Here is a 23,982-nt window from a genome sequence, read left to right as displayed (position 1 = left end):
CCTCCTTATAATGACGGGTACGGTCACTCGCCGAAAACCCGCACTCCGTTGATATAGGTATGTTCCACTTGGTTCCTGAGGTCGAACGGCGTCCCATTCCACAGGACAAAATCCGCATCCTTGCCGGCTTCCACGGTCCCTACCCGGTCGTCCACGCCGAGATGCTTAGCAGCATCGGATGTGATGGCCTTCATGGCCTGCGCTTCGGTCAGTCCGTATTTCACGGAGAGAATCACGCTCGTCATCAGGTGCTCGATGGAAATGACAGGGTGATCGGTCGTAATCGAGAACGGTACGTCTGCTTCGGCAAGGGCGAGGAGTGTGTTCCATCCCTTATCGGAGAGCTCTACTTTTGAACGTGGCGTCATGGTTGGTCCAACGGATACGCGAACATCGTGCTTCGCGATGAACGGGGCGATCTGGTGACCTTCCGTACAGTGTTCGATCGTCACATCGAAGTCGAACTCCCTTTTCAGTCTCAGCACCGTCACGATATCATCGGCGCGGTGTGCGTGGACCCGCAGTGGGATCTCTTTATCCAGCACTTTGACAATAGGCTCGAGCTCCACATCGCGGCCGGTTTCCCCTGATGATACTTTCTTCTTATAGTTCTGCGCCTCGATGAACTTCTTTCGCAGGAGGCCGGCCACGCCCATACGCGTCGTAGGCATCCGGCCCTTTTCCCCGTGGAATCGCTTCGGATTTTCTCCCGTAGCTGCTTTCAGACCCGATGGATTCCGGATGACCATCTCATCGACGATGTCCCCCACCGTCTTCAGTACGCACATTTCCCCGCCGATCACATTGGCGCTTCCCGGCATAACCTGAACCGTGGTTACCCCTGCCCGTCTTGCGTCTTCAAATCCTCGGTCCTTTGGATTGATCCCATCAATCGCCCTGACTCCCGGGGTGGTGGCGGAGCTCGTTTCGTTGAAATCCTGCCCTTCCTTTCCAAGTCCCTCTTCGTGGACCCCGAGATGGGTGTGCACGTCAATCAACCCCGGTGTGAAATACTTGCCCGCGGCATCAATTACTTCATATCCTTCTGGTACGGAATCCGCATCCACCGATACGAACTTCCCCTCTTTAATAAGAATGATCGAATCTTTCAGTTCTCTCCCCGTCCCATCTACACCTGTTACGTTCGTTAAAGCTATCATGAAATAAATTCCCTCCTATTATCCAGAATTATCATTGCTTTCTGAAAATTAATTTTATATAATACCCTCTATACTCAAAATTTCCTTATAACGATAGTAATTGAAAAATTTAGTATTGTAAATGTTCGTTAATTTCAGATTGTGTACTGATATGGGTAATAAGTTTGAGAAATACGTTCGGGGAGTAGGGAAGCAAGTGGACTATCAGATCGATGAATTAGATCGTGGAATTATCAAAATGCTATCGAGGGATGGGAGAATTCCCTTTTCTGAAATAGCAAATGAACTGGAAGTAACAGAAAAGACCATCCGGCTCAGGTATAAAAATCTTGTGCAAAACGAAATCATTGAAGTCGTTGGTGTCGTCAATCCGATTGCCTTGGGGTTAAAGGCAGGCGCGATTATACAGCTGAAGGTGGGACAGGGGATGATCGAGAAGGTGAAAAACTCCCTCAGCCAGATCCGGGAGGTACGCTATATTACAATCACTTCCGGGGAGTATCCCCTCCTGATCCAGATCAACGTCCAGAATCAGGAAGACATCAGGGATTTCATCTTCAAGCTGGATAAGATCGAAGGGGTCATTTCCTACAACACCATCATCCAGCTCGAAAACTATAAGAATACGTTTGAATACTTATAAAAAAATGAAATGAGGGTTTCCTATGAAAATCTTTATCTCTGCAGACATGGAAGGAATATCAGGAGTGGCAACCAATCAGCAGCTGAAGACGCCTTCTGAATATCAGCGCTTCCGGCACCTGATGACCGCCGATGTGAATGCGGCCATTGAAGGAGCATATAACGGCGGGGCAACGGCCGTTGTCGTAGCCGATGGGCACGGGAATATGTCGAATCTATTGATTGAAGAACTGGATCCCCGTGCCACTCTCGTATCCGGCAACAACCGCGTCATGTGTCAGCTCGAGGGACTGGATGAAAGCTTCGACGGCATCATGTTCGTCGGCCATCACGGTCGTGAAGCGGGATCGGAACGGGCGGTCATCAGTCACACCCTTGCCGGCATTTGTGTAAACGAAATGAAGATCAATGGACAGGTTGTCGGGGAAACAGAGATGAATTCTCTCGTGGCAGGAAGCTTCGGAGTACCGGCCATCTTCATCTCGGGTGACGATGCGTACGTCGCTGAAGTGAAGGAAACGTTGCCTTCAGTGAAAGCAGCCGTCACAAAACGTGCCGTGGACCGATTCGCAGCCGAGCTTCTCCACCCTGAAGTGGCACGGAAGGAAATCCGGGAAAAAGCGGAAGAAGCCGTGAAAGAAACCAAACAGGGCGTACCACTGCAAACCGAGGGGCCCGTCACCTTCGACCTTGTACTGAAGGGATCACAGCAGGCGATGATGACTACGACGCTTCCGACGGTGGAACTGACCGGGCCGAGGAGCATCCGTTTCACCTGTGATGATATGGTTACGGCGTACAAGCATATGTGGGGATGTGTGATCATTGCCATGTCGGCGACCAATGGTGTGCTCGGCAGTGTGAACGCCTGATACAGAACAAAAAAACCTTGGAGGTGAGTGGATGTACATAGTTAAACGATTGTTCACCATGCTGATGACCATCTGGGTCATTGCCAGCTTGACGTTCCTGATCATGAAGATGATCCCGGGGGATCCGTTTGCTTCGGATGCCGATGTCCTGCCGCCTGAAGTGCTGCAGAATATGCGGGCGAAATACAATCTCGATGAGCCGATTGCCGTTCAGTATCTTCTATATATGAAGGACTTGGCCACTTTTGACCTCGGCATTTCCATCCAGTCGGAGACGCGTTCGGTCAATACGATCATTGCAGAAGGAGCACCGGCATCGGCCCTCTTGGGACTGCAGGCGCTTGTCATCGCCTTGGCGTTCGGTCTGCTGCTCGGCATTGTGGCTGCGCTCCATCATAATCGGGCACTGGATTATCTGTCCATGTTCGTCGCCATCATCGGGATATCGGTTCCGAGCTTCATCCTGGCGCCGCTCCTGATTAAGTATTTCGCAGTAGAATGGGGTATTTTCCCCGTCGCTTCTTGGGGAACATGGCAGCACTCCATCCTCCCGTCACTGGCCCTGGCTGCGACACCACTCGCCGTCATCGCACGCTTCATGCGCTCAAGCATGCTCGAGGTGCTGAACCAGAACTACATCCGGACCGCCGATGCCAAAGGGTTATCGACGACCAAGCTTGTCATCAGGCACGGGATCCGGAATGCCATCCTTCCCGTGATTTCCTTCATCGGACCGCTGTTCGTCGCCTTGATCACCGGTACCTTCGTCATCGAGAAGATTTTTGCCATACCGGGTATCGGCCGCTACTTCGTCGACAGCATCTTCAACAGGGATTATCCCGTCATCATGGGGACGACGATTTTCTTCAGCACCCTTTTGGTGGTTACCCTGTTCTTGATCGACATTTCCTACCGATTCATCGACCCGAGAATAAAACTTACGAGTGGAGGGGAGTAACATGGAAGCCAAACGAGTCGACGACTCCCTATTCCGTCCATTAGCCAACAAAACAGAACAGGAAGCAGCCGAACGCCCAAGCATGGGCGTATGGAAGGAAATGCTCCTGAATGTGATCAAGAACAAGATGTCCATTTTGGGGCTATCACTGCTATTCGTCATCATTCTATTAGGTATCTTCGGACCCCATCTTGTACCGTATGACCCAGCAGGGCAGGATCTTGAGAAAACGAATATTGCGCCGAACGGGGATCACTGGTTCGGTACGGATGACCTCGGACGGGATGTGTGGTCACGAACCTGGTACGGAGCGCGAGTCTCCCTTACCATCGGTCTCATTGCTGCTGCCATTGATATCATCCTCGGTGTGACCATAGGCGGGATTTCCGGCTACATGGCAGGCCGCGGCAAGGTCGGTGACCGCATCGACAGCATCCTGATGCGGATCGTGGAGATCTTATACGGAATCCCTTATCTGCTCATCGTCATCCTCCTCATGGTCATCATGGAACCAGGCATCACGTCCATCATCATTGCCCTTTCCGTCACGGGCTGGGTAGGGATGGCGAGGATCATCCGGGGACAGATCCTGCAGCTGAAGTCGCAGGAATATGTACTCGCGGCAGAAAAACTGGGCACCTCCCATTCGAAGATCATCTGGCGGCATCTGATCCCGAACACAGCCGGGATCATCATCGTCAACTTGACGTTCACGATCCCACAGGCCATTTTTGCCGAATCGTTCCTGAGCTTCCTTGGACTCGGTGTCCAGGCTCCTTTTGCCAGCTGGGGGACAATGGCAAATGATTCACTTGGTGTCATCCTAAGCGGCCAGTGGTGGCGTCTATTCTTCCCAGGCTTGATGATTTCCCTCACCATGTTCGCATTCAATGCGTTTGGCGACGGTCTTCAAGACGCACTGGATCCTAAATCGAATAAATAAGGAGGTGAACAGGATGGAACGTCTACTTGAAGTCAACCATCTGGAAGTCGGTTTTAAAACATACGGAGGCGAGGTCCAGGCAGTACGGGACGTATCCTTCCATGTGAATAAAGGAGAGATCCTCGCCATCGTCGGGGAGAGCGGAAGCGGGAAGAGTGTGACGGTGCAAGCCGTCATGGGGCTCATCCCAACCCCTCCGGGACGGATTAAGCAAGGAGAAGTGTTGTTTGACGGGAGGGACCTCCTGAAGCTTTCCAAACGGGAGATGCAGAAGGTCAAAGGATCCAGGATCAGCATGGTCTTCCAGGATCCCATGACGTCCCTGAATCCGACGATGAAGGTCGGGAAGCAGATCGAAGAAAGCATCATCACCCATCAGAGCGTCAAACGGGATGAAGCGAAGAAGCGGGCTGTCGAGATGATCAGGAAGGTCGGGATCCCGAACCCTTCCGAACGCTACGAACAGTATCCCCACGAATTCAGCGGTGGGATGAGGCAGCGGATCATGATTGCCATCGCCCTTGCCTGTCATCCTGAAATCCTGATTGCCGATGAACCGACCACGGCCCTTGATGTGACCATCCAGGCCCAGGTTCTTGATCTTATGAAGGGACTGAAGGATGAGATGGGTACGTCGATCATCCTCATCACCCATGATCTCGGCGTCGTGGCCGAAACGGCCGAGCGTGTAGCCGTCATGTACGGTGGGCTGATCGTAGAGACGGCCACTGTCGAAGAGCTGTTCCATCGTCCGAAGCATCCCTACACCTGGGGGCTGCTGGAGTCGATCCCGGATATTGAGGCAGCAGAAAAGGAGCGACTTGTCCCGATTGAAGGTACACCGCCTGACCTATTCTCTCCGCCGAAGGGATGTCCGTTTGCTCCCCGCTGCAAGTACGCCATGGAAGTATGTGTCGAAGAGATGCCGCCTGCCTTTGCCATCGGGGAAGGTCACGAAGCGAAGTGCTGGCTGAACGATCCAAGGACCCCGGCACTCACGGAACTTGTCAGCGCAGGGAGGGAAGAGTGATGACCCACATCATAGAAGTAGACAAGCTGAAGAAGCATTATCCGATCGGAAAAGGAGCCGTCGTCAAATCGGTCGATGATATCTCCATCCAGATCAAGAAAGGTGAAACGTTTGGACTCGTCGGGGAAAGTGGAAGCGGGAAGTCCACCCTCGGGAAGACGATCGTAGGTTTAGAGGGGCCGACGTCAGGAACGATTCATTATAACGGTCGCGATATGACCAAACTCGATAAGAAAGAGAAGAAGCGGGCCAACCGGGAGATCCAGGTGATCTTTCAGGATCCCCACGCATCCCTGAACCCCCGCATGAGGGTAGGGGATATCATTGCTGAAGGAATTGATGCTCATCGATTGGCAAGGGGAAAAGCCCGACAGGAAAGGGTGTATGAGCTCCTTGAAAAGGTCGGCTTGAAGCCGGAGCACGCCAAGCGATACCCCCATGAATTCAGTGGTGGACAACGTCAGCGGATCGGGATTGCCCGCGCCCTGGCGGTGGAACCGAAATTCATCGTCGCCGATGAACCGATTTCCGCCCTCGATGTTTCCATCCAGGCCCAGGTGATCAACCTCTTGGAGGATCTGAAGCAGGAAGAGGAGCTCACCTATCTCTTCATTGCCCATGATCTGGGAATGGTGAAGCATATCAGCGACCGTATCGGAGTCATGTATCTCGGTCGGATGATGGAGCTTGCAGACAGTGATGAACTGTTTCGCAACCCTCTTCACCCGTATACGAAAGCTCTGCTTTCAGCCATCCCCGTTGCGAATCCCACTGCAGCGAAAAGAGAGAAGATTGTCATTGAAGGGGATCCCCCGAGCCCTGTGAACCCGCCGAGCGGCTGCCGGTTCAGGACCCGTTGCCCCTATGCGACGGAGATTTGCGCACAGCAGGTACCGGAGTGGAAAGAAGTAGAAACGAACCACTGGACAGCGTGTCATCTATATTAAATGATTGAAGGAGGAACCCCGATGAAAAAATGGACACAGAGTTTGCTTTTGGTCACATCCCTCGCCCTTGTGGCCGCAGGATGCAGCAGTAAGGAGTCAGGAAGCGGAGCCGATGGAAAGGTGGCACAGGAAATTACGGTCAATGCCATGAGTGAGCCGCCTGATCTCGACCCGGCTCTTGCCACCGATACCACATCCGGATGGGTGATGGATCATGTATTCGAAGGACTGTATACGAAGGACAAAGAAGGAAAACCGGTCCTTGGAACGGCAAGTAAGGCCGATGTATCAGAAGATGGGAAAACCTATACCTTCACGATCCGTGACGATGCCAAATGGTCCGACGGCAGCAATGTCACGGCAGAAGATTTCGAATATGCATGGAAACGTGTGCTGAACCCTGATACAGGAAGTTCGTTCGCATTCTACCTTTATTACCTAAAAGGCGCCGAGGATTATAACAAAGGCAAAGGAAAAGTGGAAGATGTAGGCGTAACAGCGAAAGATGAAAAAACGCTTGTTGTGGACCTCGAAGCTCCCCTCAGCTACTTCGATGAACTATTGACCATGTGGACGTTCTATCCTGTGAAGAAGGATACGGTCGAAGAAAATAAAAACTGGGCGGCAGGCGCAGACACGTATGTGAGCAACGGGCCGTTCAAGCTCACGAACTGGAAGCATGATAGTGAAGTGGTCATTGAGAAGAATAAGGAATACTGGGATAACAAAGTCGTCAATCTTGATAAAGTCACCTACAAGATGGTCAATGATGCTACCACCTACTATCAGATGTTCAAGACAAAGGAATTGGATTTGATCCAGACCCTTCCATCTGATGTGGTAGCCCAGGAGAAGGACTCCAAGGAATATAGTGAAGTGCCATACTTCGGAACATATATGTACATGTTCAATGTCGACAAGGAACCGTTTACCAATGAAAAAATCCGTCGTGCGTTCACTTTAGCCGTTGACCGCGAGTCCCTCACCAAAAACGTCACGAAAGCCGGTGAAACACCTGCTTATGCCTTTGTACCAGGCGGGGTGGATACAGGCGATGGCGACTTCCGTGAACAGGGCGGAGCCTATTTCGAATCGAATGCCGAAGAAGCGAAAAAGCTCTTGGAAGAAGGCATGAAAGAGGAAGGCTGGAGCGAGCTGCCGGCTGTGACCCTCACGTATAACACATCCGAGAACCACAAGAAGATCGCAGAAGCCGTCCAGTCCATGTACAAGAAGAACCTTGGCGTCGATATCAAGCTTTCCAATCAGGAATGGAAGACCTATCTTGATACGACCCAGCAAAAGAACTTCCAGATGGCCCGTATGGGATGGATCGGGGTCCTGGTGGATCCGGTCGTCATCCTTGACTACTACCTCGGAGACAGCCCGAACAACCGAACAAACTGGGTAAATGATAAGTACGACAAGCTGATGGCAGACGCCAAAGTGGAGCAGGATACAGCGAAACGCTACGATCTCCTTCATCAGGCAGAAGAAGTACTAATGGAAGACCTGCCGTTCAACCCGATCTATCACTATACCAACAACTATATGACCGCACAGAACTTCAAGGACATTGTGTATCCGGTCAACCGCTATCCGTACTTGAAGTGGGCGGAGAAAGTATCGGAATAACAAAGCCTGTTTTCAAGTCATTTGGTGGATGGAGAGCGTAAGGATAAAAAAGGGGGGATTCTTGATGAAATGGAAGATGGGTCTTGCGATGGTCACCGTTTCCGGATGGGTGGCTGCTATCGGGTTGAAGCTTGGATCCAAAGCTGATTTAGCCGACTCTGCCTTTCTGATCGGTCTCTGCCTTTTGATCCTGGGTGTCAGCTCGTTGATCATGAAGACAGGGTTCCTGACACCTGTCGCAGAGGGGTTTAAGATCATTGGCGAGCGGATGATCCGGAGGTCGCGATCCATGGAGCGAACGGATGACCTGATCAAGGGAGATCATGATTTCCAGGCATTCAAATCCACTCTTTCCACGCGGATCACCCAGAGTACATTCATCATGGGGGCTTGCTCCATTCTGATTTCGGTTGGAATACTGATCATCAAGCAATAAAAAGATCCCATCTCGATTGAGATGGGATTCTTTTTGTTATGCCGCTCGTCAGAATCTCGCTACATCATCCTTCAGGAGGATAAACAATGCCGGAACGATGAAGACGGCCAGGAATAGGATTTCCATCGCTTCAGAGTGCGTTTCCAGAAGCTCTACGATTCCTTCGGCAAACATTTCTCCGCCAAGGAAGACGAGGATGAGGCCCAGTGCTTTGAAGATCAGTGAAAGGTTAAGCTTGATCGTCGTTTTGAAGATCACATAGGCAACGAGTGCAGCCGCTACGATTCCGATGATGCTACCGAGAGCCACGGTACCGGCGCTTTCTGAGATCTTGGTCATATTAAATACCATAAGCTCCATGCCTTCGCGGATGACAGACAGGAAGGCCAATAAGAATAAGCCGATTTTGGATGTAGAAGACTTCTCCGTTTGCCCTTTGATTTTGCCGGCAACCTGCTGATTGCGGTGGAGCCAAAGGATGAAGTAGGCAATCAAGCCTGCGGCCACGATCCTCATGACGGCCTCCATGATTTCTTCTGCTTCATGGGAAATGCTTTGTGCAAACGTGAATAGACCCCAGCCCAGGATCAAACTGCTGATGACGCCTGCAATGGTACCGAATCCGACAACCTTGGCAAGATGCTTCCGGTTCAGCTGTGAGAGCGTTGCCAAAATAATGCCGATGATCAAGGCCGCTTCCAGGCCTTCACGAAATGAAAGAAAAAGCGAATCCAACATATGTATTCCCCCGTATGGTATGAGTGCGTTTCTAAGCTTTATAATAATGAGAATGATTATCACTGTCAATGCAAAAAATAAAAAAAGATTTGGTCGATCTGGAGAGCTCAACCAAGTAACTGACATCATCTGGAGGAATCAGTTGCGTGGCTTCTGCACAAGGAGGATCTTCCTTTGACAAATCCATTCAACGGGTCTACAATATATAACTATTCAAACATAACAATATCAAGCTACGATCGCTGTGGGTCACACTACAGCAGGAGCAGCTTCTGGAGAGACCGCTATTCAAGCGGCGCCGAAGGGTTCACAATCTCAGGCAAAAGGACAGAAGGGTACCGGGTATGGATTTTCCGAACGAGGGGAGATCTATATTTGATATTCTTTTCGACTCAGAGATTGGATGCTTCCAATCTCTTTTTTTTATTTTCGTTTCACGTGGAACATGTTGAGGAGGAGTTTGTTTTGGCACAACAAGAGTTAAAGAGGGATCTTTCCAATCGCCATGTACAGCTGATTGCCATCGGGGGTACGATCGGGACCGGGCTGTTCCTTGGGTCCGGTAAGGCGATACAATCGGCGGGTCCTTCCATCATCTTTGCGTATTTACTCGTTGGAATCGCACTGTTTTTCGTCATGAGGGCACTCGGCGAACTATTGCTTTCGAAAGCAGGGTATCAATCCATCACCGATATAGCGGAGGACTATCTCGGGTCATGGGCTTCGTTTGTCACGGGCTGGACGTATTGGTTCTGCTGGATCATGACGGCAATGGCCGATGTGATCGCAGTCGGGGTGTATGTGAATTATTGGTTTGACATTCCCCAGTGGATTCCGGCCCTGATCTGTCTGGTCATTCTTCTTGGGTTCAATCTTCTGACGGTCAAGCTGTTCGGTGAACTGGAATTTTGGTTCGCCCTGATCAAGGTGATTACGATCCTCGCCCTCATTGCAGTGGGCGTGGTCCTGCTTGCCATCGGGTTCAATACGGATGCAGGACCGGTGACCGTGACGAACTTATGGGAGAATGGCGGCTTCTTCCCCAATGGGATGAGTGGCTTCCTTCTCTCCCTGCAGATGGTGATCTTCGCCTACGTCGGTGTGGAACTCATCGGGGTGTCGGCGGCGGAAACGTCCAATCCCCAGAAGAATATCCCTTCTGCCATCAATAAGATACCGTTGCGTATCCTCTTCTTTTATGTAGGGGCTATCATCGTTCTGCTGTGCATCAATCCTTGGATGGAGCTGACGGCAGCAGAGAGCCCATTTGTGAAAACATTCGGTCTGATCGGGGTTCCCGTGGCTGCCGGAATCATCAACTTCGTGGTTCTCACATCGGCGGCGTCCGCCTGCAACAGTGGAATGTTCTCCACGAGCCGGATTCTTTTCAATCTTAGTAAAGGTAAACAGGCGCCGGCCAGACTGGGAAGATTAAACCGGAACCATGTCCCCAGTTCTGCCCTATTGGTCTCCACGGTGGTCGTATCGGTCGGTGCGTTGCTAAGCAAGCTCATCCCGGATCAAGCCTTTGGGATCGTCACGACGATCAGTGCCATCTGCTTCATCTGGGTGTGGGGGATCATCCTCGTTTGCCATATTTTATACCGGAGGAAGCGTCCTGACCTCCATGAGAAGTCGAGCTTCAAAGCACCGTTCACCCCGTTGGTGAATTATCTTGTACTGGTGCTTTTCGCTGCGATACTCGTCATTATGCTGTTTGCCGATGAGACAAGGCCGGCACTGTTATTGACACCACTATGGTTCGTCATCCTGTTTGCAGTCTATCGGATCAGGCAAAAAGCTTCACTTTCATCATAAAAACAACCCCGTACACGTTTGTGCGGGGTTGTTTTATGAATGGTAAAACCTGAATCTATGCCATAGGTAATACGAGGGGAATTGGGTCAGCTAAACACATTTACAAAATAATTACATATACACTTGTTCCTTTTTACAAAAGCCTTCTAGTATGGAGATGAAGATGGATGACAGAGGAGGAGATTGGAATGGGACGAATGAGTACGAAAAAGGTGACCGGCCTATCATTGGCCGCCGCTCTGGCTTTTTCATCACTGGGCTTTGCAGGATCAGTGAAGACTGAGGTGGAAGCTAAGGACAAGAAGAAGGAACCGACCAACGTGATCATGATGGTCATGGATGGGACAAGTGCCGGGGCAACATCACTCGCCCGTTGGTACAAGGGGGAGGACTTGGCTATGGATGAGATCGCCATCGGCGGCGTCCGTACATATTCAGCAGAGTCGGCGATTACGGATTCAGCACCCGCAGCCACCGCTCTTGCAACAGGGAACAAAAGCAATGATAAGGTCGTTGGCCTTCTTCCTAAAGTGGTCAGTTCTCCGGGAGTGGAACAGATCAAAGAGGAAGACCAATTACGGCCTGTGGCCAATGTACTCGAAGCAGCCAAACTTAAAGGGAAATCCACGGGAATCATTTCTACATCCGAGATCCAGCACGCCACTCCGGCCGGTTTCTCTTCTCACGCACCACATCGCAGCAACTACAATGACATTGCCGAACAGCAGGTGTATCAAGGGATCGATGTCGTTCTAGGCGGTGGGAAGGAATCCCTCACTCCAGCAGGTAGAAAAGATGGGGAAAATCTCCTCGATGTGATCGATTCCAAAGGCTATGACGTCGTGGAAACACGCAAAGACCTCATGAAGTCGAACTCCAAGAAGCTTTGGGGAGCGTTTGCCCCTTCTGCCATGGCGTATGATATCGACCGTGAGAAGACGCGCAAAAACGAACCGACGCTTGCCGAGATGACGAAGAAAGGGATCGATACCCTTTCCAAGAATAAAGAAGGATTCTTCCTATTCGTAGAGGGAAGCAAGGTCGACTGGGCGGCCCACGCCAACGATCCAATCGGTATGATCGGGGATGTACTCGCATTCGATGATGCGGTCAATGAAGCGCTGGAATTTGCCAAAAAAGATGGCAACACCATGGTCATTGCCGTATCCGATCACGGGAACAGCGGGGTCACCATGGGGAATGTCAACACGAACGCAAGTTACCCAAGCACACCGGTTTCAGCTTATATCGATCCTTTGAAAAAGGCGAGCATGACCCTTGAAGGAGCGACAGGTAAGCTCAAAGCCGATCGCTCGAATATGAAGCAGGTCGCCGCTCTCTATGGGCTGGATAACCTCACGAAGGAAGAGATTGAAGCCCTGAAGGCATCGAAGAACCTGAACGGAGACCTTTCCAAAATGCTTGCAAGCCGTGCGAACCTTGGCTTCACCACAGGCGGGCACACGGGTGAGGATGTATTCCTGTACGCCTATGGACCGTCCAGACCATACGGAATGGTAGAGAACACCGACCTGCCGAAGAAGATGGCTGATTTCATGGGTGTGAACCTGGAGAAGACAACGGACAAATTATTCGTCAATGCAAGGGAATCCTTTGAGAAAAAAGGCTACAAAACCCGTATTGATGTAACGGATGAGAACAATCCGGTATTCGTGGCCGAGAAGAATAAGAAGAAAATTGAAGTGCCCGCGAATAAGAATATCGTCACGGTGACGGATAAGAAAAAGTCTAAAACGAAGACCCTCGATGGGGTAACGGTGTATAACGGAAAAGACTTCTATGTGTCGGAGAAAGCGTTGAAGGAAGCGAAATAGCTCCCTTTTCAAAATCCACAATAAACTGGCGCACACTATCAGTATAGGCTCTTTATACCGCTTATGATTTCCGTGCAAGACTTCGCTTTCCGCGGGTAGCCCGTGAGCCTCCTCGGCAAGCCTGCGGGGTCTCACATCAGCTACACTTCCCGCAGGAGTCTTCGTCTTGCACTCCAATCAACCGCTAGAAACAAGTAAATAGTAATGGTCATGAAATAAATGAAAAACCCGAATTATTTTGCCTGATCGTCGGCAATTAATTCGGGTTTTTCTATGACTAAAACACGTTTGTCCCAGCCCTTATTGTTGTTAGTTCCGGATCATGTAATCAAACGCACCAAGTGATGCGGTTGCACCTGATCCCATGGAGATGATGATCTGCTTGTAGGCACTGTCCGTGCAGTCTCCGGCAGCGAAGACACCAGGCATACTGGTTGCACCATGCTTATCGACAACGAGCTCACCCATGCGTGTTTTCTCAAGGGAGTCACCGAGCCATTCCGTGTTCGGCACGAGACCGATTTGAACGAATACGCCGGCAAGTTCCACGTGATGTTCTTCCTCTGTCGCACGATCGATGTAAGTGATTCCGTTCACCTTATCGGTTCCCGTGATCTCTTTCGTTTGTGCGTTTTTCACGACCGTAACGTTCGGAAGGCTGTTAAGGCGTTCCTGCAGTACAGCATCGGCTTTCAGCTCAGGCATGAATTCAAGGACAGTCACATGCTTGACGATCCCTGCAAGGTCGATGGCTGCTTCCACGCCGGAGTTTCCTCCGCCGATGACCGCTACATCTTTCCCTTCGAACAATGGTCCGTCACAGTGAGGGCAATAAGCGACTCCTTTGTTCTTGAATTCTGCTTCGCCAGGGACGCCGACGTTGCGCCAGCGGGCACCTGTTGAAAGGATGACGGTCTTACTCTTCAGGACCGCTCCGTTTTCAAGTTCCAATTCGACGAGGTCTTTCTTCTCGAGGCTCTTCGCACGCTGAAGATTCATCACATCGATGTTGTAATCTTTCACGTGTTCTTCGAGGCTTGCGACAAGTTTCGGACCTTCCGTCTTGGTCATGCTGATGAAGTTCTCGATGCCGAGGGTGTCCATCACCTGTCCACCAAAGCGTTCGGCTACAAGTCCGGTGCGAATACCTTTACGCGCAGCGTAGATCGCAGCACTTGCACCAGCGGGACCGCCACCGACTACGAGGACATCATATGGATCTTTATCGGCGAATTCAGCTGCATCAGGGCCGCTGCCCATTTTGTTCAGCATTTCTTCAAGGGTCATACGACCGCTTCCGAACTCTTCACCGTTAAGGAATACAGTCGGGACCGCCATGATTTCTTTGCTTTCGACTTCGTCTTTGAACGCAGCGCCGTCGATCATCGTATGAGAGATTCCGTCATTGAGGAGACTCATGATGTTCAGGGCTTGTACGACATCAGGGCAGTTGTGGCATGTGAGGCTGATATACGACTCGAAGTGGTATTCACCCTTCACATTTTTGATCTGGTCGATCACGGTTTGATCGACTTTCGGTGCCCTGCCGCTCACTTGCAGCAAAGCAAGGACCAATGAAGTGAACTCGTGCCCCAGCGGGACGCCGGCAAATGTGATGCCGGTGTCTTCGCCGATGCGATTGACGCTGAAGCTTGGTGTGCGTTCCAATTCAGTGTTCTCCACTTTGATGCGGGGAGACATGGTCGCAAGCTGGTCCACCAATGAAAGCATGTCATGCGATACCTTGTCGTCTCCAGCACTTACCTTGAGCAAAATATCGCTCTCTAACATTTGAAGATACTGTTCTAGCTGTGCTTTGATATTTGCATCCAACATGTAATCGAACTCCTTAGATTTTACCTACTAGGTCAAGTCCTGGTGTAAGGGTTTCGCTTCCTTCTTCCCATTTAGCCGGGCAAACTTCACCTGGGTTTTTGCGCACATATTGTGCTGCTTTGATTTTGTTTACGAGTGAGCTTGCGTCACGTCCGATACCGCCGGCATTGATTTCAACTGTTTGGATCACGCCGTCTGGATCGATGATGAATGTACCGCGGTCAGCAAGTCCTTCTTCTTCGTCCAACACGTCGAAGTTGCGTGAGATTTTTTGTGAAGGGTCACCGATCATCACGTACTCGATTTTGTTGATTGTATCTGAATGGTCGTGCCATGCTTTATGAGTGAAATGTGTATCTGTAGAAACGGAGTATACTTCAACGCCTAAATCTTTAAGCGTAGCATATTGATCTTGAAGGTCGCCAAGTTCAGTAGGGCATACAAATGTGAAATCTGCAGGGTAGAAGCAGACTACGCTCCATTTACCTTTGAAGTTTTCTTCAGTGACCTCTACGAAATCACCTTTGTGGTAAGCTTGTGCAGTAAATGGTAGAACTTCAGTTCCGATTAATGACATATCGAAATTCCTCCTTGGTTAATTGTAATAATTCTAATTCAATACTCATTATTATATACATTGGGTTATTTGTCAAAGGAAAAGTGGCACTTCCGGTGAAAAAATCTCCCCATCTTCTGATTTTGCCTAAATCGAAGGGTTTTATACGGGATGACTCTTTATATTTTAGCATTACACGGCACGGGATTTCTAATGATACGATTGTATAATCTGGGAATCCGCTTATCTGCAAAACGAAAGGGTCCCTGGCCAATTTGAAAATTAGCAGGGGATGATTGAGAATGCTTGCTTGCAACCAACCCTTGAATCTTTACCGCTGTCGGTTAACGGGATAGAGTCATGCTTACCATTGGGAATAGAGAGAAAAAATCCGAACGATTTGAATCATCGTTCGGATTTTCTTCTGTTTATTGTTTCTTATGCTGTGGTCCTTCATTGGAAGGAAGGCCGGATACATAGCCGACTCCACCTGTTTCCTGGATTCCGATGCTGTCGCGCATGGCTTTTTCCAGAGCGTCGCGATCAACGGCTGTGATGTCTTTCTTACCGAGTTTCTCCCCTGGGTGCTGGTAGTTGCTCAGCAGGTAGCGGGAGTTCTCGATGTTTTCGACGGCACGCAGGCCTGTTGCTTCAGCTCCAACCGGAACGAATAGGATGCGGGATAGTTTCTTCGTCTTCACGTTGTACGCCCAGACGAAGTTATTCGTATGCATGTCACTATCTTCACCGATGAAGAGGGTATTCATATCTTCTGAGTACGTCAGGTTGTCCGGATTGGCGATTTTATCAGGGTTAGCCGTATTTCCATAGGCATCCGCTCGTTCAAGGTCTTCACCGATGACGAGACCTTCCATGCTGGCAGGCACATAGCGACTGTCGATCTTCCCTTTGGACTGGTCTTTTTGGCCGGCAGCCATATTGAGTTGGTAAGTGACTCCGGACTCAAGGTGAGGCAGCTGGATGTCATCCTGGACGGCATCCGGTTGTTTCAGCATGGCACTGTTTTGGTATGAGATGGCCATATAGGCTTTCTTGTCCTTCTTGTTCACGCTCAGGCCTTCCATCTTGTTGAACTCGCTTGTGGCACCTAGGATGGCCCCGTAACGGCGGGACTCAAGGAATGCCGCTGCTTTTTCCATGCCTGGTTTCACTTTCAGGTATTCGACTTTCTTGCTTGCTGCCGTCTTCACGGCTGTGAATCCTTCTTTAGGCTCATCGGATGTTTCAAAGATGTCGCTGAATGTCACGCCTTTGTCGATGATGGATTTGACCTCATCATCTGTGGAGTGTCCGAGCTTGATCCATTGAAGATCCCCTTTACCACCGTTTTCACCGCTTTTTTGCTTGAACTTGGCTGCATAAAGCGTTCCGGCAGAGAAATCCTTCTCTTTGTCTGCGACATACATGAACATCATGGTGTTGTTTCCGTCATCTCCGAAGAGGGCGGTCTTGTTATCAGGAAGGACCTGCATCATTTCATGAGAGAAGCGACCCGTGCTGTAGTGCTTCACGACTGAAGCGTCACCGTTGTCATCCACGGAAATTTCCGGGATCCAGCCGTAGAAATAAGGATTGGCTTTTGATGCATCGCCGAAGTATCGCTCAGCGAAGCTGTTGACGTCTTTGTAAGCGTCTGATGAAGGATCTTCTTCAAATGCCCTGGCGTCAGGCTCGTACTCTTCGGAACCAAGGTGGGTTCCCCATTCGGTCGTGGAACCATTACATGGTGTCCAAAGGCCGTTCACGTTTGCAAAGTCGATTTTTTTCGCATGATTGACGGTCAGTTCACCGGTTTCATCATTGCGGTCCACTTGAGTCAGGGTCATGGATGCAGGGAGTCCGCCAAGCTCTTCTCCTGCGTTATCAATGGACTCATATTCATAATGGGAGATGATATAAGACTTCCCGTTGATGGTGATGAAGCTATTGGAATCGGGTGCGTCTGAGACGTAAGGGGTCGGTTGGTCCGGTACGCTCCGGTCGATGATCGGGTCTCCGTTGACATCAATGGGTGTACCGGCATCGATCATTTCCCCTTTGTTATCAACGATTTTATCTTTTGAGAGGAATAGCTGATTGTATTTAAGCGGCGTTTCTTTCACGCTGCCATCTTTATAGGTTACCTTAACGGAAGCATTGGTATAGGTTTTGATCATATCTTCGATGGTGGTCGGTGCGTTCATAGATTGGAACTCGACATTCTTGATCTGTTTCGGATGTGGGTGATGCTCTGAAGCAAAAGCAGATGTTGTACCTGAAGCAAGAAGAGTGATGGTTAGGCCAATGGACACACGTTTTTTCATGGTTGACTACCTCCCAATGTAAGCTTAGCTTCATTTAACCATCGGAATGTTGAGGAAGTTTTAAGGGATTTGATGCAATTGTAAAGGAATGTGGACAGTTCTGTGACGAAGGGTCCTCTTATTGGAATTAATGGATGAAAGAAGGGTTTTAGGGGTTATATAGAAACAGGATCCGCCGTTTTACTCAGCGGATCCTGTATTTCAGTAGGAATGAGTTTAAGGATTATTCGACCACAGGCCGGCATGCTTCAATACCACGCGAGGATGGAGTTTGAGCTGTGCCACCATGAGGTCGGCCATATCTTCTGCTTGCATGACCTTATCCGGGTTTCCGTCAGTCAGCTTCAGATCCACTGCCATATCGGTTGCCACGGTGCTAGGTGTCAGGGTCGTCACGCGGATATTCTTTTTGCGTACTTCCATCATGAGGGATTCGCTCAATCCGATGACGGCCGCTTTGGAAGCAGAGTAGGCGCTTGTGACCGGAGCCCCTTTTTGGCCTGCTGTAGAGGAAATATTGATGATGTCGCCGGTGTTGCGCTCGATCATTTCCGGCAGGACGGCACGGGTCGTATAGTATACGCCTTTGACGTTGACATCAATGATGTTCGTCCATTCCTCCGGTGTGAGCTCCATGAAGCCACCGAATTTCGAGATTCCCGCATTGTTTACGAGGATATCGATGGGGCCGAGTTCACCGCGGATCGATTCCACTGCTTTTGTGATGGCATCGAGATCCGCCACGTCAGCAGCCGCAATGGCCACATTGACATCATACTGCTTCAATTCGTCTGCTGCTTTCTCGAGGTTCTCAATAGTACGTCCCACAAGTCCTACATGGACACCTTCTTTGGCGAAGGCCTCCGCCGTGGCGCGGCCGATACCGCGACCAGCTCCTGTGATCAACGCTACTTTTCCTTTAATCGATTGCATGGTACCACTCCTTTGGTTCAGATTTTTTTATTGTATCGAACTTTAGGAGATGAAGCGAATAAACTGTCTGCTCTGTATATAAAATGGCCCTCGAGAATATCGAGGGCCAACACTACTGTTTATTTAGGTGCAAGTTCAATTGCCTGACGAAGGGCTTCCAACATGCTGCCTTCGTCTGCGATACCTTTGCCGGCAATATCAAACGCCGTTCCGTGATCAACGCTTGTCCGGATGATCGGGAGTCCGACGGTAATGTTGACACCTGATTCTAATCCGAGAACTTTGATCGGTCCGTGGCCCTGGTCATGATACATGGCGACGACGATATCAAAGTCGCCCCTTTGGGCACGGAAGAAAAGTGTGTCCGCTGGGAGAGGGCCTTCTACGTTAATCCCGTCTCCTTGGGCACGTTCGATTGCGGGAATGATTTTCTCTTCTTCTTCCCCATAACCGAATAGTCCATTTTCGCCAGCATGAGGGTTGATTCCGCACACGCCGATTTTCGGAGCTGTCACACCCGATTTAGAAAGGGTGTCATGAGCGAGTTTGATAACCCTCAGTACCCTTTCTGGTTCAATCATATTGATTGCATCCAATAGGCCTACATGAGTGGTCACATGGATCACTTTCAGTTTAGGTGACGATAGCATCATAGAGAAATCGGCTGTACCTGTCAGCTCAGCTAGAATCTCTGTATGGCCAGGATACTGATGTCCTCCTTTATGGAGGGCTTCTTTATTCAATGGTGCCGTGCAGATTGCACTGATTTTCTGCTGGTTGGCCAGTTCGATTGCTTTTTTTAGATAATGGAAAGCTGCGTTTCCGGCTTCAGCCGACACTTTCCCAAATGGAAGATCCTCAGGCAACAGGTGCAGATCCAGGCAATGAACGGTTCCGTACTCCGTTACATCGAACGCGTCTGTATCTTTCAAGCGTACGATTTTGACTTTATTGCCGAGGATGTCATTCGCTTTATCCAGTCTTAAAGCATCCCCGATGACGATGGGATGTGCCTGCTCATATAGATGTTGGTGCTGGAGGCTCTTCATGATAATTTCCGGGCCCACACCAGCTCCATCCCCCATTGTGATGCCGACGATTGGTTTCTTACTCATATACGATATCCCCCTTCAATTCACAGGCAGCTCGGTAGATTGAATCATCATCTCCGAATGCCCCTGCTTTTGTTACGACAGTCAAAGGCCTTGACGCCCCGATTAACTGACCCACCGGGATTCCGGGTTCAAGCTGCTTGATCAGCCTTATTCCATTGCCCCCTAATTGTTTCGCCGTTTCTTTCGCCGTATCTCCTCCAGTTAAGACAAAGCTGTTTAGGTGGTGATAGGTGCTTGCAAGGGTCCGGACGATCTCGGCCAGGGCGTTGGAGATCTCTTCTCCTATTTGATAGGAAGAAAATCCGAGGGATTCTCCAGCCTGCTTGACCTTCTCCCGGATTTCAACGTTCGAAGGCACATAGATTGCAACGTGCTTACCCTCTTCAATGGCTGACTTGCAAAGATTGAGATAGACTTGTTTAGCCTCCACCCAAAGAGGTGAGAAGATTTTCAGTGTATCTACTTCTACGCCGATCACATCATCTTTGGCAGCAGCTGTCCGCACCTGTTTTTGCGTGGTGAGCGATAGGCTTCCGCATACGATGACCACTTGTTCAGAAGGAGTGATCGTCCGTTCTGCCGGTATAGAATGTAATTGAAGTACGTCTGGTAATACCTCTGCCAGTCCTGCTGAACCTGCCCAGATCACCTTTGATGATAGCTGCAGCATCCATTTGGAGAACAGTTTGAGGTCTTCTTCCGTTTCCGCATCACAAACCAAGTAGCATATCCCTTGAGATTGAAAGGACCTGACGATTTGTTCAAACGTTTCTCTATTTATTAGCGCTGATTTCTTTAGTAGGCCGACTTTTTCTCCAATCTCGTTTTCAATCAATGTAGGAATGGAAGATTCTTTCACGGGATGCTTAGGGTCCCGTGAGATTTCAGTGTCTGATACTCGCTGATCTTTGATGTAATGGATTCCATCCTTTGTTGTGCGGTGAAGGGCTGGGAAAGCCGGGGATATGAATACGAATTCCGGTTGAAAGACGTCTTTCATGGCCTTTAATTCCGTACCGATATGTCCGCGTAAAGTAGAATCCATTTTTTTATAGATCGTCTGATATCCTGCTTCTTTAATAAATTGCGCTGCCTCTTTTGTTTTTTTATAGGCTTCTTCTCTAAGAAGTGCGCGTCCGTTCGTGTCAATGACAATACCTTGGTCAAGCGTTTGAGAATGATCCGGAAGGTCAAACAGGACGGAGGTAGGTACCCCTTTTTCCGTCAACTGAACCCCGCTGTCGTTTGCCCCCGTCAGATCATCTGCTACGATTGCAATCCATTTTTCCATAGTGTAATCCCTCATTTGAATCTCATTTTCTACGATGCTGCTTTTTCATCTGTTGAGTAGTCCTCTGGTAACCGGACTCCTTTTTTCTCCAGTCGTTTCACTAGGAACGCTATATAAAGTGGCAGGAGGACAGCTGTCGTCACGACAGAAGCTGCGACTTGCACGGTGGCGATTTCCACATTGGCTGCAAATCCTGCACTGGCGGCTGCTATGGCCGCCGGCGTTGCAACGGCGTTACCCGCAGTAGACCCTTCAGCAGCTCCTGCGATTGGATTCCACTTCAACGCTTTGAACACGAGGTATCCGGCAGTCCCTGTTATGAATACCGTCATGAGCCCGAGTGCAACACCTGATAATCCGCCTTCCACAATAGCCTTGAAGTTGATTCCCATCCCTAATGCAAAGGCGAAGAACGGAATCAGCATAGAGCTACCGGTATTAAGGAAATCTCTCATTTCTCCATCGAGATTACCCAAGATCATTCCGATGATGATGGGAAGCAGGACCGAAATGAATGCAGTGACAGAGAATAATCCGTCCACAAAGCCCATGGCTCCGAAGATAGAGAGCGCTACCATTGTAAGGAAGGGTCCGTCATTCAACGCAAGTAATGAGTATGCCGCCCTGTCTGTTTTATCTCCGTATTGGCCAACAAGCGCCATATAAAGTCCACCGTTACTATTCGTCATGGAGGCAATGACGGCAATAGGTGCCAACCCCAGCCAAAGTCCATTCTCACCAGCAAACATATAGGCTAACAATCCAACTGCCGCTCCTACTAGCCATTTTACGGATAGCAGCACTGCTCCTTTGCCAAGACTGACCCCTACATTCCTGACGTTGATCTGTGCGCCGGTACATAATAGAAATAATGCGATAAGCGTACCGGCACCGTCTACGAACAATGCCTGTGTGAAGTTCCCGATCCTCAGCAGATCTGGAGCAATGGTGTTGATTGTTGCAGAAAGCAACAAAGGTACAACCATCATCCCGCCTGGGATTCGGTTTAAGGTTGATTTGATCTTCATTTTAACATCCCCTTATGTGTATGTCGTGAATAACCCCTCGGTAAACCGCTTACAATTTACATAATAGAACTTTGTATCTAATTTTGCAACACTAATAATATATTTAATTTTATTTAATCATAACTGTTGCAAAATTAAACAAAAAAGAAGAGCCCCAATGGCTCTTCAATTCTCTTCATTCAGTTTTCTCCACAATGTAGATCGATTAATACCCAGACGCTTTGAAGCACGGGATTGATTCCCGTTTTCCTCAGCCAAAACCGTTTCAATGATCCTTTTTTCGATCTGTCTGAGTGTCCCATCGACTGATGTGGAAGGAATCGATGCTTTTTTGCATGAGAGCAACATTTCTGTTTGTGCTTTTTCTATATAATATCCGTCTGCTTTCTGTGCCAATTCATGGATCGCTTGCTTCAGTTCATGGAGATTCCCGGGCCAATCATATTCCTTCAACAAGGTCATGGCTTCCGGCTTTATCCCTACGGTTTCACTTCCGTTTTGAGCATGTAAGGCCGTTAAGAAATAATGGGCGAAGACCGGGATGTCCTCTTTTCGTCTTGATAATGGGGCTAAGTGGATACTTTGCGTTTCAATCGTTACATCCTGCCCGGCATTTTCCTGGATAAATATGATCTGCACACGATGAGAATAGGATGTCAACAAACTTGTGAATTCTTCCACGTGCTGGCTTTTATCCTGGTTTAGAACCACAATGCTCCCTGCCTGGATGGGCAAAAGGATTTGTTTCAATTCGCTCAAAGCATGTTCATCGAGCAAAGCGGCGTCGATGCTGATTAGAGGAGCAGCATGCCCAAATCGTTGGTGGTGAATGTTTTCTGCCACCGTCGATTTCCCTGTTCCTTTATCACCGATGATGGAGAGTGGCATTGAGCCCAGTCGTGTCAATTGTCTAGCCAGATTCCGTGAATAGAGGCTTTCTCCTATTATTGGAGAGGCCTTCGGTCCAATATCAATCGATATCGGCTTCCTGTCGGATGGGTTCCCTCTGACAAAGCACATCATTCCGGCCTTCGTATCCGTGAGTTTGAAAAGTTGAACCACTAAAAACTGGTTCCCGTGTTCAAGTTTCAACCACTGGTTCTTTCCTGTACTCAACACTTCTTCCAGTGGACGTTTAATGGTTGATTGGGTTAACGCGTTGTCATCAAGGTACGCACGGTAAGCCGCATTTTGCTCATGAATCAGAAGGTCTTTTCCGATTACGGCAGTTGGGTAAGGGAATTCATGGAAAAGCTGATGGAAGATATCGTAATTATGCCTTACCTTTTTGGAAAGCTGGAAAGCACGTCTTCCTTCCTCAATTGCTTGGATCAATGCCTCTTTTCCTGAAGTGATAAGCACTCCATGAAGGCCCATGGATTCGGCAGCTTGCACGGTTACCACATCGCCTATGATGGATTCATAACCGGCTTCCTTGAGGGATTCGAGGAGGGCCTTCACTTCCGTCCTGTTGGCAATGGTCTTTACTTCAATGTCGTATTCAAGGATATTGCATAGAGTTGCGGCCCCTTGTGTAACAGACGCAAATCCGACTAGCGCGACTTTCTTTCCGATGTTTTTAATCAGCGTAAAGACGCGTAGCATATCGTAGCCTGATATTTGAATATGGATCACCGGTAGGGAAGCCACCTGTTCGATTGCCAGTGCCGTGCCTCCGCGACTGATGATGATATCGTACTCCTCCAGCATCGTTTGACGTGCAAAGTCAGCCCCCTCCTCGAGGTTGGCGACAGTGACGTCCATCTTCACGTCTGGAGGGAGGTCAAGCTGCTTGCTGACTTCAGCCATCCCACTATAAGGTGCTATTAAGAGAACTTTCATGTCCGACATACTCCTAATCTGTTGCATATTTAAACACTATTAT

20 protein-coding genes and 1 riboswitch are annotated in these 23,982 nt (G+C 49.4%); of the genes, 10 read left to right on the top strand and 10 right to left on the bottom strand.

The window, feature by feature from the left end:
- Nucleotides 1–23: 23 nt before the first annotated feature.
- Nucleotides 24–1,160: an amidohydrolase gene (locus K6T23_RS21785; RefSeq protein ID WP_238283332.1), complete on the bottom strand. Its 1,137-nt coding sequence runs from the start codon at nucleotides 1,158–1,160 to the stop codon at nucleotides 24–26.
- Between the two features lie 151 nt (nucleotides 1,161–1,311).
- Here K6T23_RS21785 and K6T23_RS21780 point away from each other — a divergent pair, with 151 nt between their 5' ends.
- From K6T23_RS21780 to K6T23_RS21745, 8 genes are all read left to right on the top strand, one after another.
- The gene (locus K6T23_RS21780; protein ID WP_222115318.1) at nucleotides 1,312–1,803 is read left to right on the top strand and encodes an Lrp/AsnC family transcriptional regulator; all 492 of its coding nucleotides are present in this window, start codon (nucleotides 1,312–1,314) and stop codon (nucleotides 1,801–1,803) included.
- A 22-nt stretch (nucleotides 1,804–1,825) separates the two neighbouring features.
- The gene (locus K6T23_RS21775) at nucleotides 1,826–2,674 is read left to right on the top strand and encodes a M55 family metallopeptidase (protein ID WP_238283331.1); all 849 of its coding nucleotides are present in this window, start codon (nucleotides 1,826–1,828) and stop codon (nucleotides 2,672–2,674) included.
- A gap of 31 nt (nucleotides 2,675–2,705) precedes the next feature.
- Nucleotides 2,706–3,632: an ABC transporter permease gene (locus K6T23_RS21770; RefSeq protein WP_238283330.1), complete on the top strand. Its 927-nt coding sequence runs from the start codon at nucleotides 2,706–2,708 to the stop codon at nucleotides 3,630–3,632.
- 1 nt (nucleotide 3,633) lies between these two features.
- Nucleotides 3,634–4,575, top strand: a complete 942-nt coding sequence (locus tag K6T23_RS21765; protein ID WP_238283329.1) for an ABC transporter permease — start codon at nucleotides 3,634–3,636, stop codon at nucleotides 4,573–4,575.
- 13 nt (nucleotides 4,576–4,588) lie between these two features.
- Nucleotides 4,589–5,605 (top strand): ABC transporter ATP-binding protein, encoded by a 1,017-nt coding sequence (locus tag K6T23_RS21760; RefSeq protein WP_218246810.1) that lies wholly within the window; start codon nucleotides 4,589–4,591, stop codon nucleotides 5,603–5,605.
- Nucleotides 5,605–6,552: an ABC transporter ATP-binding protein gene (locus tag K6T23_RS21755; RefSeq protein ID WP_238283327.1), complete on the top strand. Its 948-nt coding sequence runs from the start codon at nucleotides 5,605–5,607 to the stop codon at nucleotides 6,550–6,552. Before K6T23_RS21760 ends, K6T23_RS21755 begins: the two co-directional genes overlap by 1 nt.
- Nucleotides 6,553–6,573: 21 nt before the next feature.
- Nucleotides 6,574–8,187, top strand: a complete 1,614-nt coding sequence (locus K6T23_RS21750) for a peptide ABC transporter substrate-binding protein (protein ID WP_238283326.1) — start codon at nucleotides 6,574–6,576, stop codon at nucleotides 8,185–8,187.
- Between the two features lie 64 nt (nucleotides 8,188–8,251).
- The gene (locus tag K6T23_RS21745; RefSeq protein ID WP_238283325.1) at nucleotides 8,252–8,623 is read left to right on the top strand and encodes a DUF3899 domain-containing protein; all 372 of its coding nucleotides are present in this window, start codon (nucleotides 8,252–8,254) and stop codon (nucleotides 8,621–8,623) included.
- A gap of 48 nt (nucleotides 8,624–8,671) precedes the next feature.
- On the opposite strand, the gene K6T23_RS21740 is transcribed toward K6T23_RS21745, so the two are convergent.
- Entirely contained in the window at nucleotides 8,672–9,361 is a 690-nt protein-coding gene (locus tag K6T23_RS21740) for an FTR1 family iron permease (protein ID WP_238283324.1), read from the bottom strand.
- 262 nt (nucleotides 9,362–9,623) lie between these two features.
- Nucleotides 9,624–9,702, top strand: a riboswitch (glycine riboswitch).
- 124 nt (nucleotides 9,703–9,826) lie between these two features.
- On the opposite strand from K6T23_RS21740, the gene K6T23_RS21735 reads away from it, so the two are divergent.
- Together K6T23_RS21735 and K6T23_RS21730 are read left to right on the top strand one after the other, a co-directional pair.
- Nucleotides 9,827–11,179: an amino acid permease gene (locus tag K6T23_RS21735; RefSeq protein ID WP_238283323.1), complete on the top strand. Its 1,353-nt coding sequence runs from the start codon at nucleotides 9,827–9,829 to the stop codon at nucleotides 11,177–11,179.
- 188 nt (nucleotides 11,180–11,367) lie between these two features.
- Nucleotides 11,368–13,014: an alkaline phosphatase gene (locus K6T23_RS21730; protein ID WP_238283322.1), complete on the top strand. Its 1,647-nt coding sequence runs from the start codon at nucleotides 11,368–11,370 to the stop codon at nucleotides 13,012–13,014.
- A gap of 309 nt (nucleotides 13,015–13,323) precedes the next feature.
- Here K6T23_RS21730 and ahpF read toward each other — a convergent pair whose 3' ends face one another.
- The 8 genes from ahpF to K6T23_RS21690 all read right to left on the bottom strand — a co-directional run bounded on the left by ahpF (nucleotide 13,324) and on the right by K6T23_RS21690 (nucleotide 23,939).
- A complete protein-coding gene (gene ahpF, locus K6T23_RS21725; RefSeq protein ID WP_056539735.1) occupies nucleotides 13,324–14,850 on the bottom strand; it encodes an alkyl hydroperoxide reductase subunit F in 1,527 nt (508 codons plus the stop codon).
- Nucleotides 14,851–14,863: 13 nt separating this feature from the next.
- Entirely contained in the window at nucleotides 14,864–15,427 is a 564-nt protein-coding gene (ahpC, locus tag K6T23_RS21720) for an alkyl hydroperoxide reductase subunit C (RefSeq protein WP_048004644.1), read from the bottom strand.
- Between the two features lie 407 nt (nucleotides 15,428–15,834).
- A complete protein-coding gene (locus K6T23_RS21715; protein WP_238283321.1) occupies nucleotides 15,835–17,730 on the bottom strand; it encodes a PhoX family protein in 1,896 nt (631 codons plus the stop codon).
- A gap of 216 nt (nucleotides 17,731–17,946) precedes the next feature.
- On the bottom strand, nucleotides 17,947–18,663 hold the full coding sequence (locus K6T23_RS21710) for a 3-ketoacyl-ACP reductase (RefSeq protein ID WP_056539727.1): 717 nt from the start codon (nucleotides 18,661–18,663) through the stop codon (nucleotides 17,947–17,949).
- Nucleotides 18,664–18,782: 119 nt separating this feature from the next.
- A complete protein-coding gene (pdxA, locus tag K6T23_RS21705) occupies nucleotides 18,783–19,778 on the bottom strand; it encodes a 4-hydroxythreonine-4-phosphate dehydrogenase PdxA (protein WP_238283320.1) in 996 nt (331 codons plus the stop codon).
- Nucleotides 19,771–21,069 (bottom strand): four-carbon acid sugar kinase family protein, encoded by a 1,299-nt coding sequence (locus K6T23_RS21700; protein WP_238283319.1) that lies wholly within the window; start codon nucleotides 21,067–21,069, stop codon nucleotides 19,771–19,773. Before K6T23_RS21700 ends, pdxA begins: the two co-directional genes overlap by 8 nt.
- Nucleotides 21,070–21,098: 29 nt before the next feature.
- On the bottom strand, nucleotides 21,099–22,097 hold the full coding sequence (locus K6T23_RS21695) for a 2-keto-3-deoxygluconate permease (RefSeq protein WP_048004649.1): 999 nt from the start codon (nucleotides 22,095–22,097) through the stop codon (nucleotides 21,099–21,101).
- A gap of 165 nt (nucleotides 22,098–22,262) precedes the next feature.
- Entirely contained in the window at nucleotides 22,263–23,939 is a 1,677-nt protein-coding gene (locus K6T23_RS21690; RefSeq protein ID WP_238283318.1) for a sigma-54-dependent transcriptional regulator, read from the bottom strand.
- Nucleotides 23,940–23,982: the final 43 nt, after the last annotated feature.

The sequence above is a fragment of the Rossellomorea marisflavi genome (assembly GCF_022170785.1).
GTDB lineage: Bacteria > Bacillota > Bacilli > Bacillales > Bacillaceae_B > Rossellomorea > Rossellomorea marisflavi_B.
Note: the sequence above shows the minus strand (reverse complement) of the source record. Positions and strands in the feature narration are given on the sequence as shown.

What these genes read in the sequence shown, in the direction of transcription:
- K6T23_RS21785 (WP_238283332.1), bottom strand. Translation starts at nt 1,160, where the DNA reads ATGATAGCTTTAACGAACGTAACAGGTGTAGATGGGACGGGGAGAGAA.
- K6T23_RS21780 (WP_222115318.1), top strand. Translation starts at nt 1,312, where the DNA reads ATGGGTAATAAGTTTGAGAAATACGTTCGGGGAGTAGGGAAGCAAGTG.
- K6T23_RS21775 (WP_238283331.1), top strand. Translation starts at nt 1,826, where the DNA reads ATGAAAATCTTTATCTCTGCAGACATGGAAGGAATATCAGGAGTGGCA.
- K6T23_RS21770 (WP_238283330.1), top strand. Translation starts at nt 2,706, where the DNA reads ATGTACATAGTTAAACGATTGTTCACCATGCTGATGACCATCTGGGTC.
- K6T23_RS21765 (WP_238283329.1), top strand. Translation starts at nt 3,634, where the DNA reads ATGGAAGCCAAACGAGTCGACGACTCCCTATTCCGTCCATTAGCCAAC.
- K6T23_RS21760 (WP_218246810.1), top strand. Translation starts at nt 4,589, where the DNA reads ATGGAACGTCTACTTGAAGTCAACCATCTGGAAGTCGGTTTTAAAACA.
- K6T23_RS21755 (WP_238283327.1), top strand. Translation starts at nt 5,605, where the DNA reads ATGACCCACATCATAGAAGTAGACAAGCTGAAGAAGCATTATCCGATC.
- K6T23_RS21750 (WP_238283326.1), top strand. Translation starts at nt 6,574, where the DNA reads ATGAAAAAATGGACACAGAGTTTGCTTTTGGTCACATCCCTCGCCCTT.
- K6T23_RS21745 (WP_238283325.1), top strand. Translation starts at nt 8,252, where the DNA reads ATGAAATGGAAGATGGGTCTTGCGATGGTCACCGTTTCCGGATGGGTG.
- K6T23_RS21740 (WP_238283324.1), bottom strand. Translation starts at nt 9,361, where the DNA reads ATGTTGGATTCGCTTTTTCTTTCATTTCGTGAAGGCCTGGAAGCGGCC.
- K6T23_RS21730 (WP_238283322.1), top strand. Translation starts at nt 11,368, where the DNA reads ATGGGACGAATGAGTACGAAAAAGGTGACCGGCCTATCATTGGCCGCC.
- ahpF (WP_056539735.1), bottom strand. Translation starts at nt 14,850, where the DNA reads ATGTTGGATGCAAATATCAAAGCACAGCTAGAACAGTATCTTCAAATG.
- ahpC (WP_048004644.1), bottom strand. Translation starts at nt 15,427, where the DNA reads ATGTCATTAATCGGAACTGAAGTTCTACCATTTACTGCACAAGCTTAC.
- K6T23_RS21715 (WP_238283321.1), bottom strand. Translation starts at nt 17,730, where the DNA reads ATGAAAAAACGTGTGTCCATTGGCCTAACCATCACTCTTCTTGCTTCA.
- K6T23_RS21710 (WP_056539727.1), bottom strand. Translation starts at nt 18,663, where the DNA reads ATGCAATCGATTAAAGGAAAAGTAGCGTTGATCACAGGAGCTGGTCGC.
- pdxA (WP_238283320.1), bottom strand. Translation starts at nt 19,778, where the DNA reads ATGAGTAAGAAACCAATCGTCGGCATCACAATGGGGGATGGAGCTGGT.
- K6T23_RS21700 (WP_238283319.1), bottom strand. Translation starts at nt 21,069, where the DNA reads ATGGAAAAATGGATTGCAATCGTAGCAGATGATCTGACGGGGGCAAAC.
- K6T23_RS21695 (WP_048004649.1), bottom strand. Translation starts at nt 22,097, where the DNA reads ATGAAGATCAAATCAACCTTAAACCGAATCCCAGGCGGGATGATGGTT.
- K6T23_RS21690 (WP_238283318.1), bottom strand. Translation starts at nt 23,939, where the DNA reads ATGAAAGTTCTCTTAATAGCACCTTATAGTGGGATGGCTGAAGTCAGC.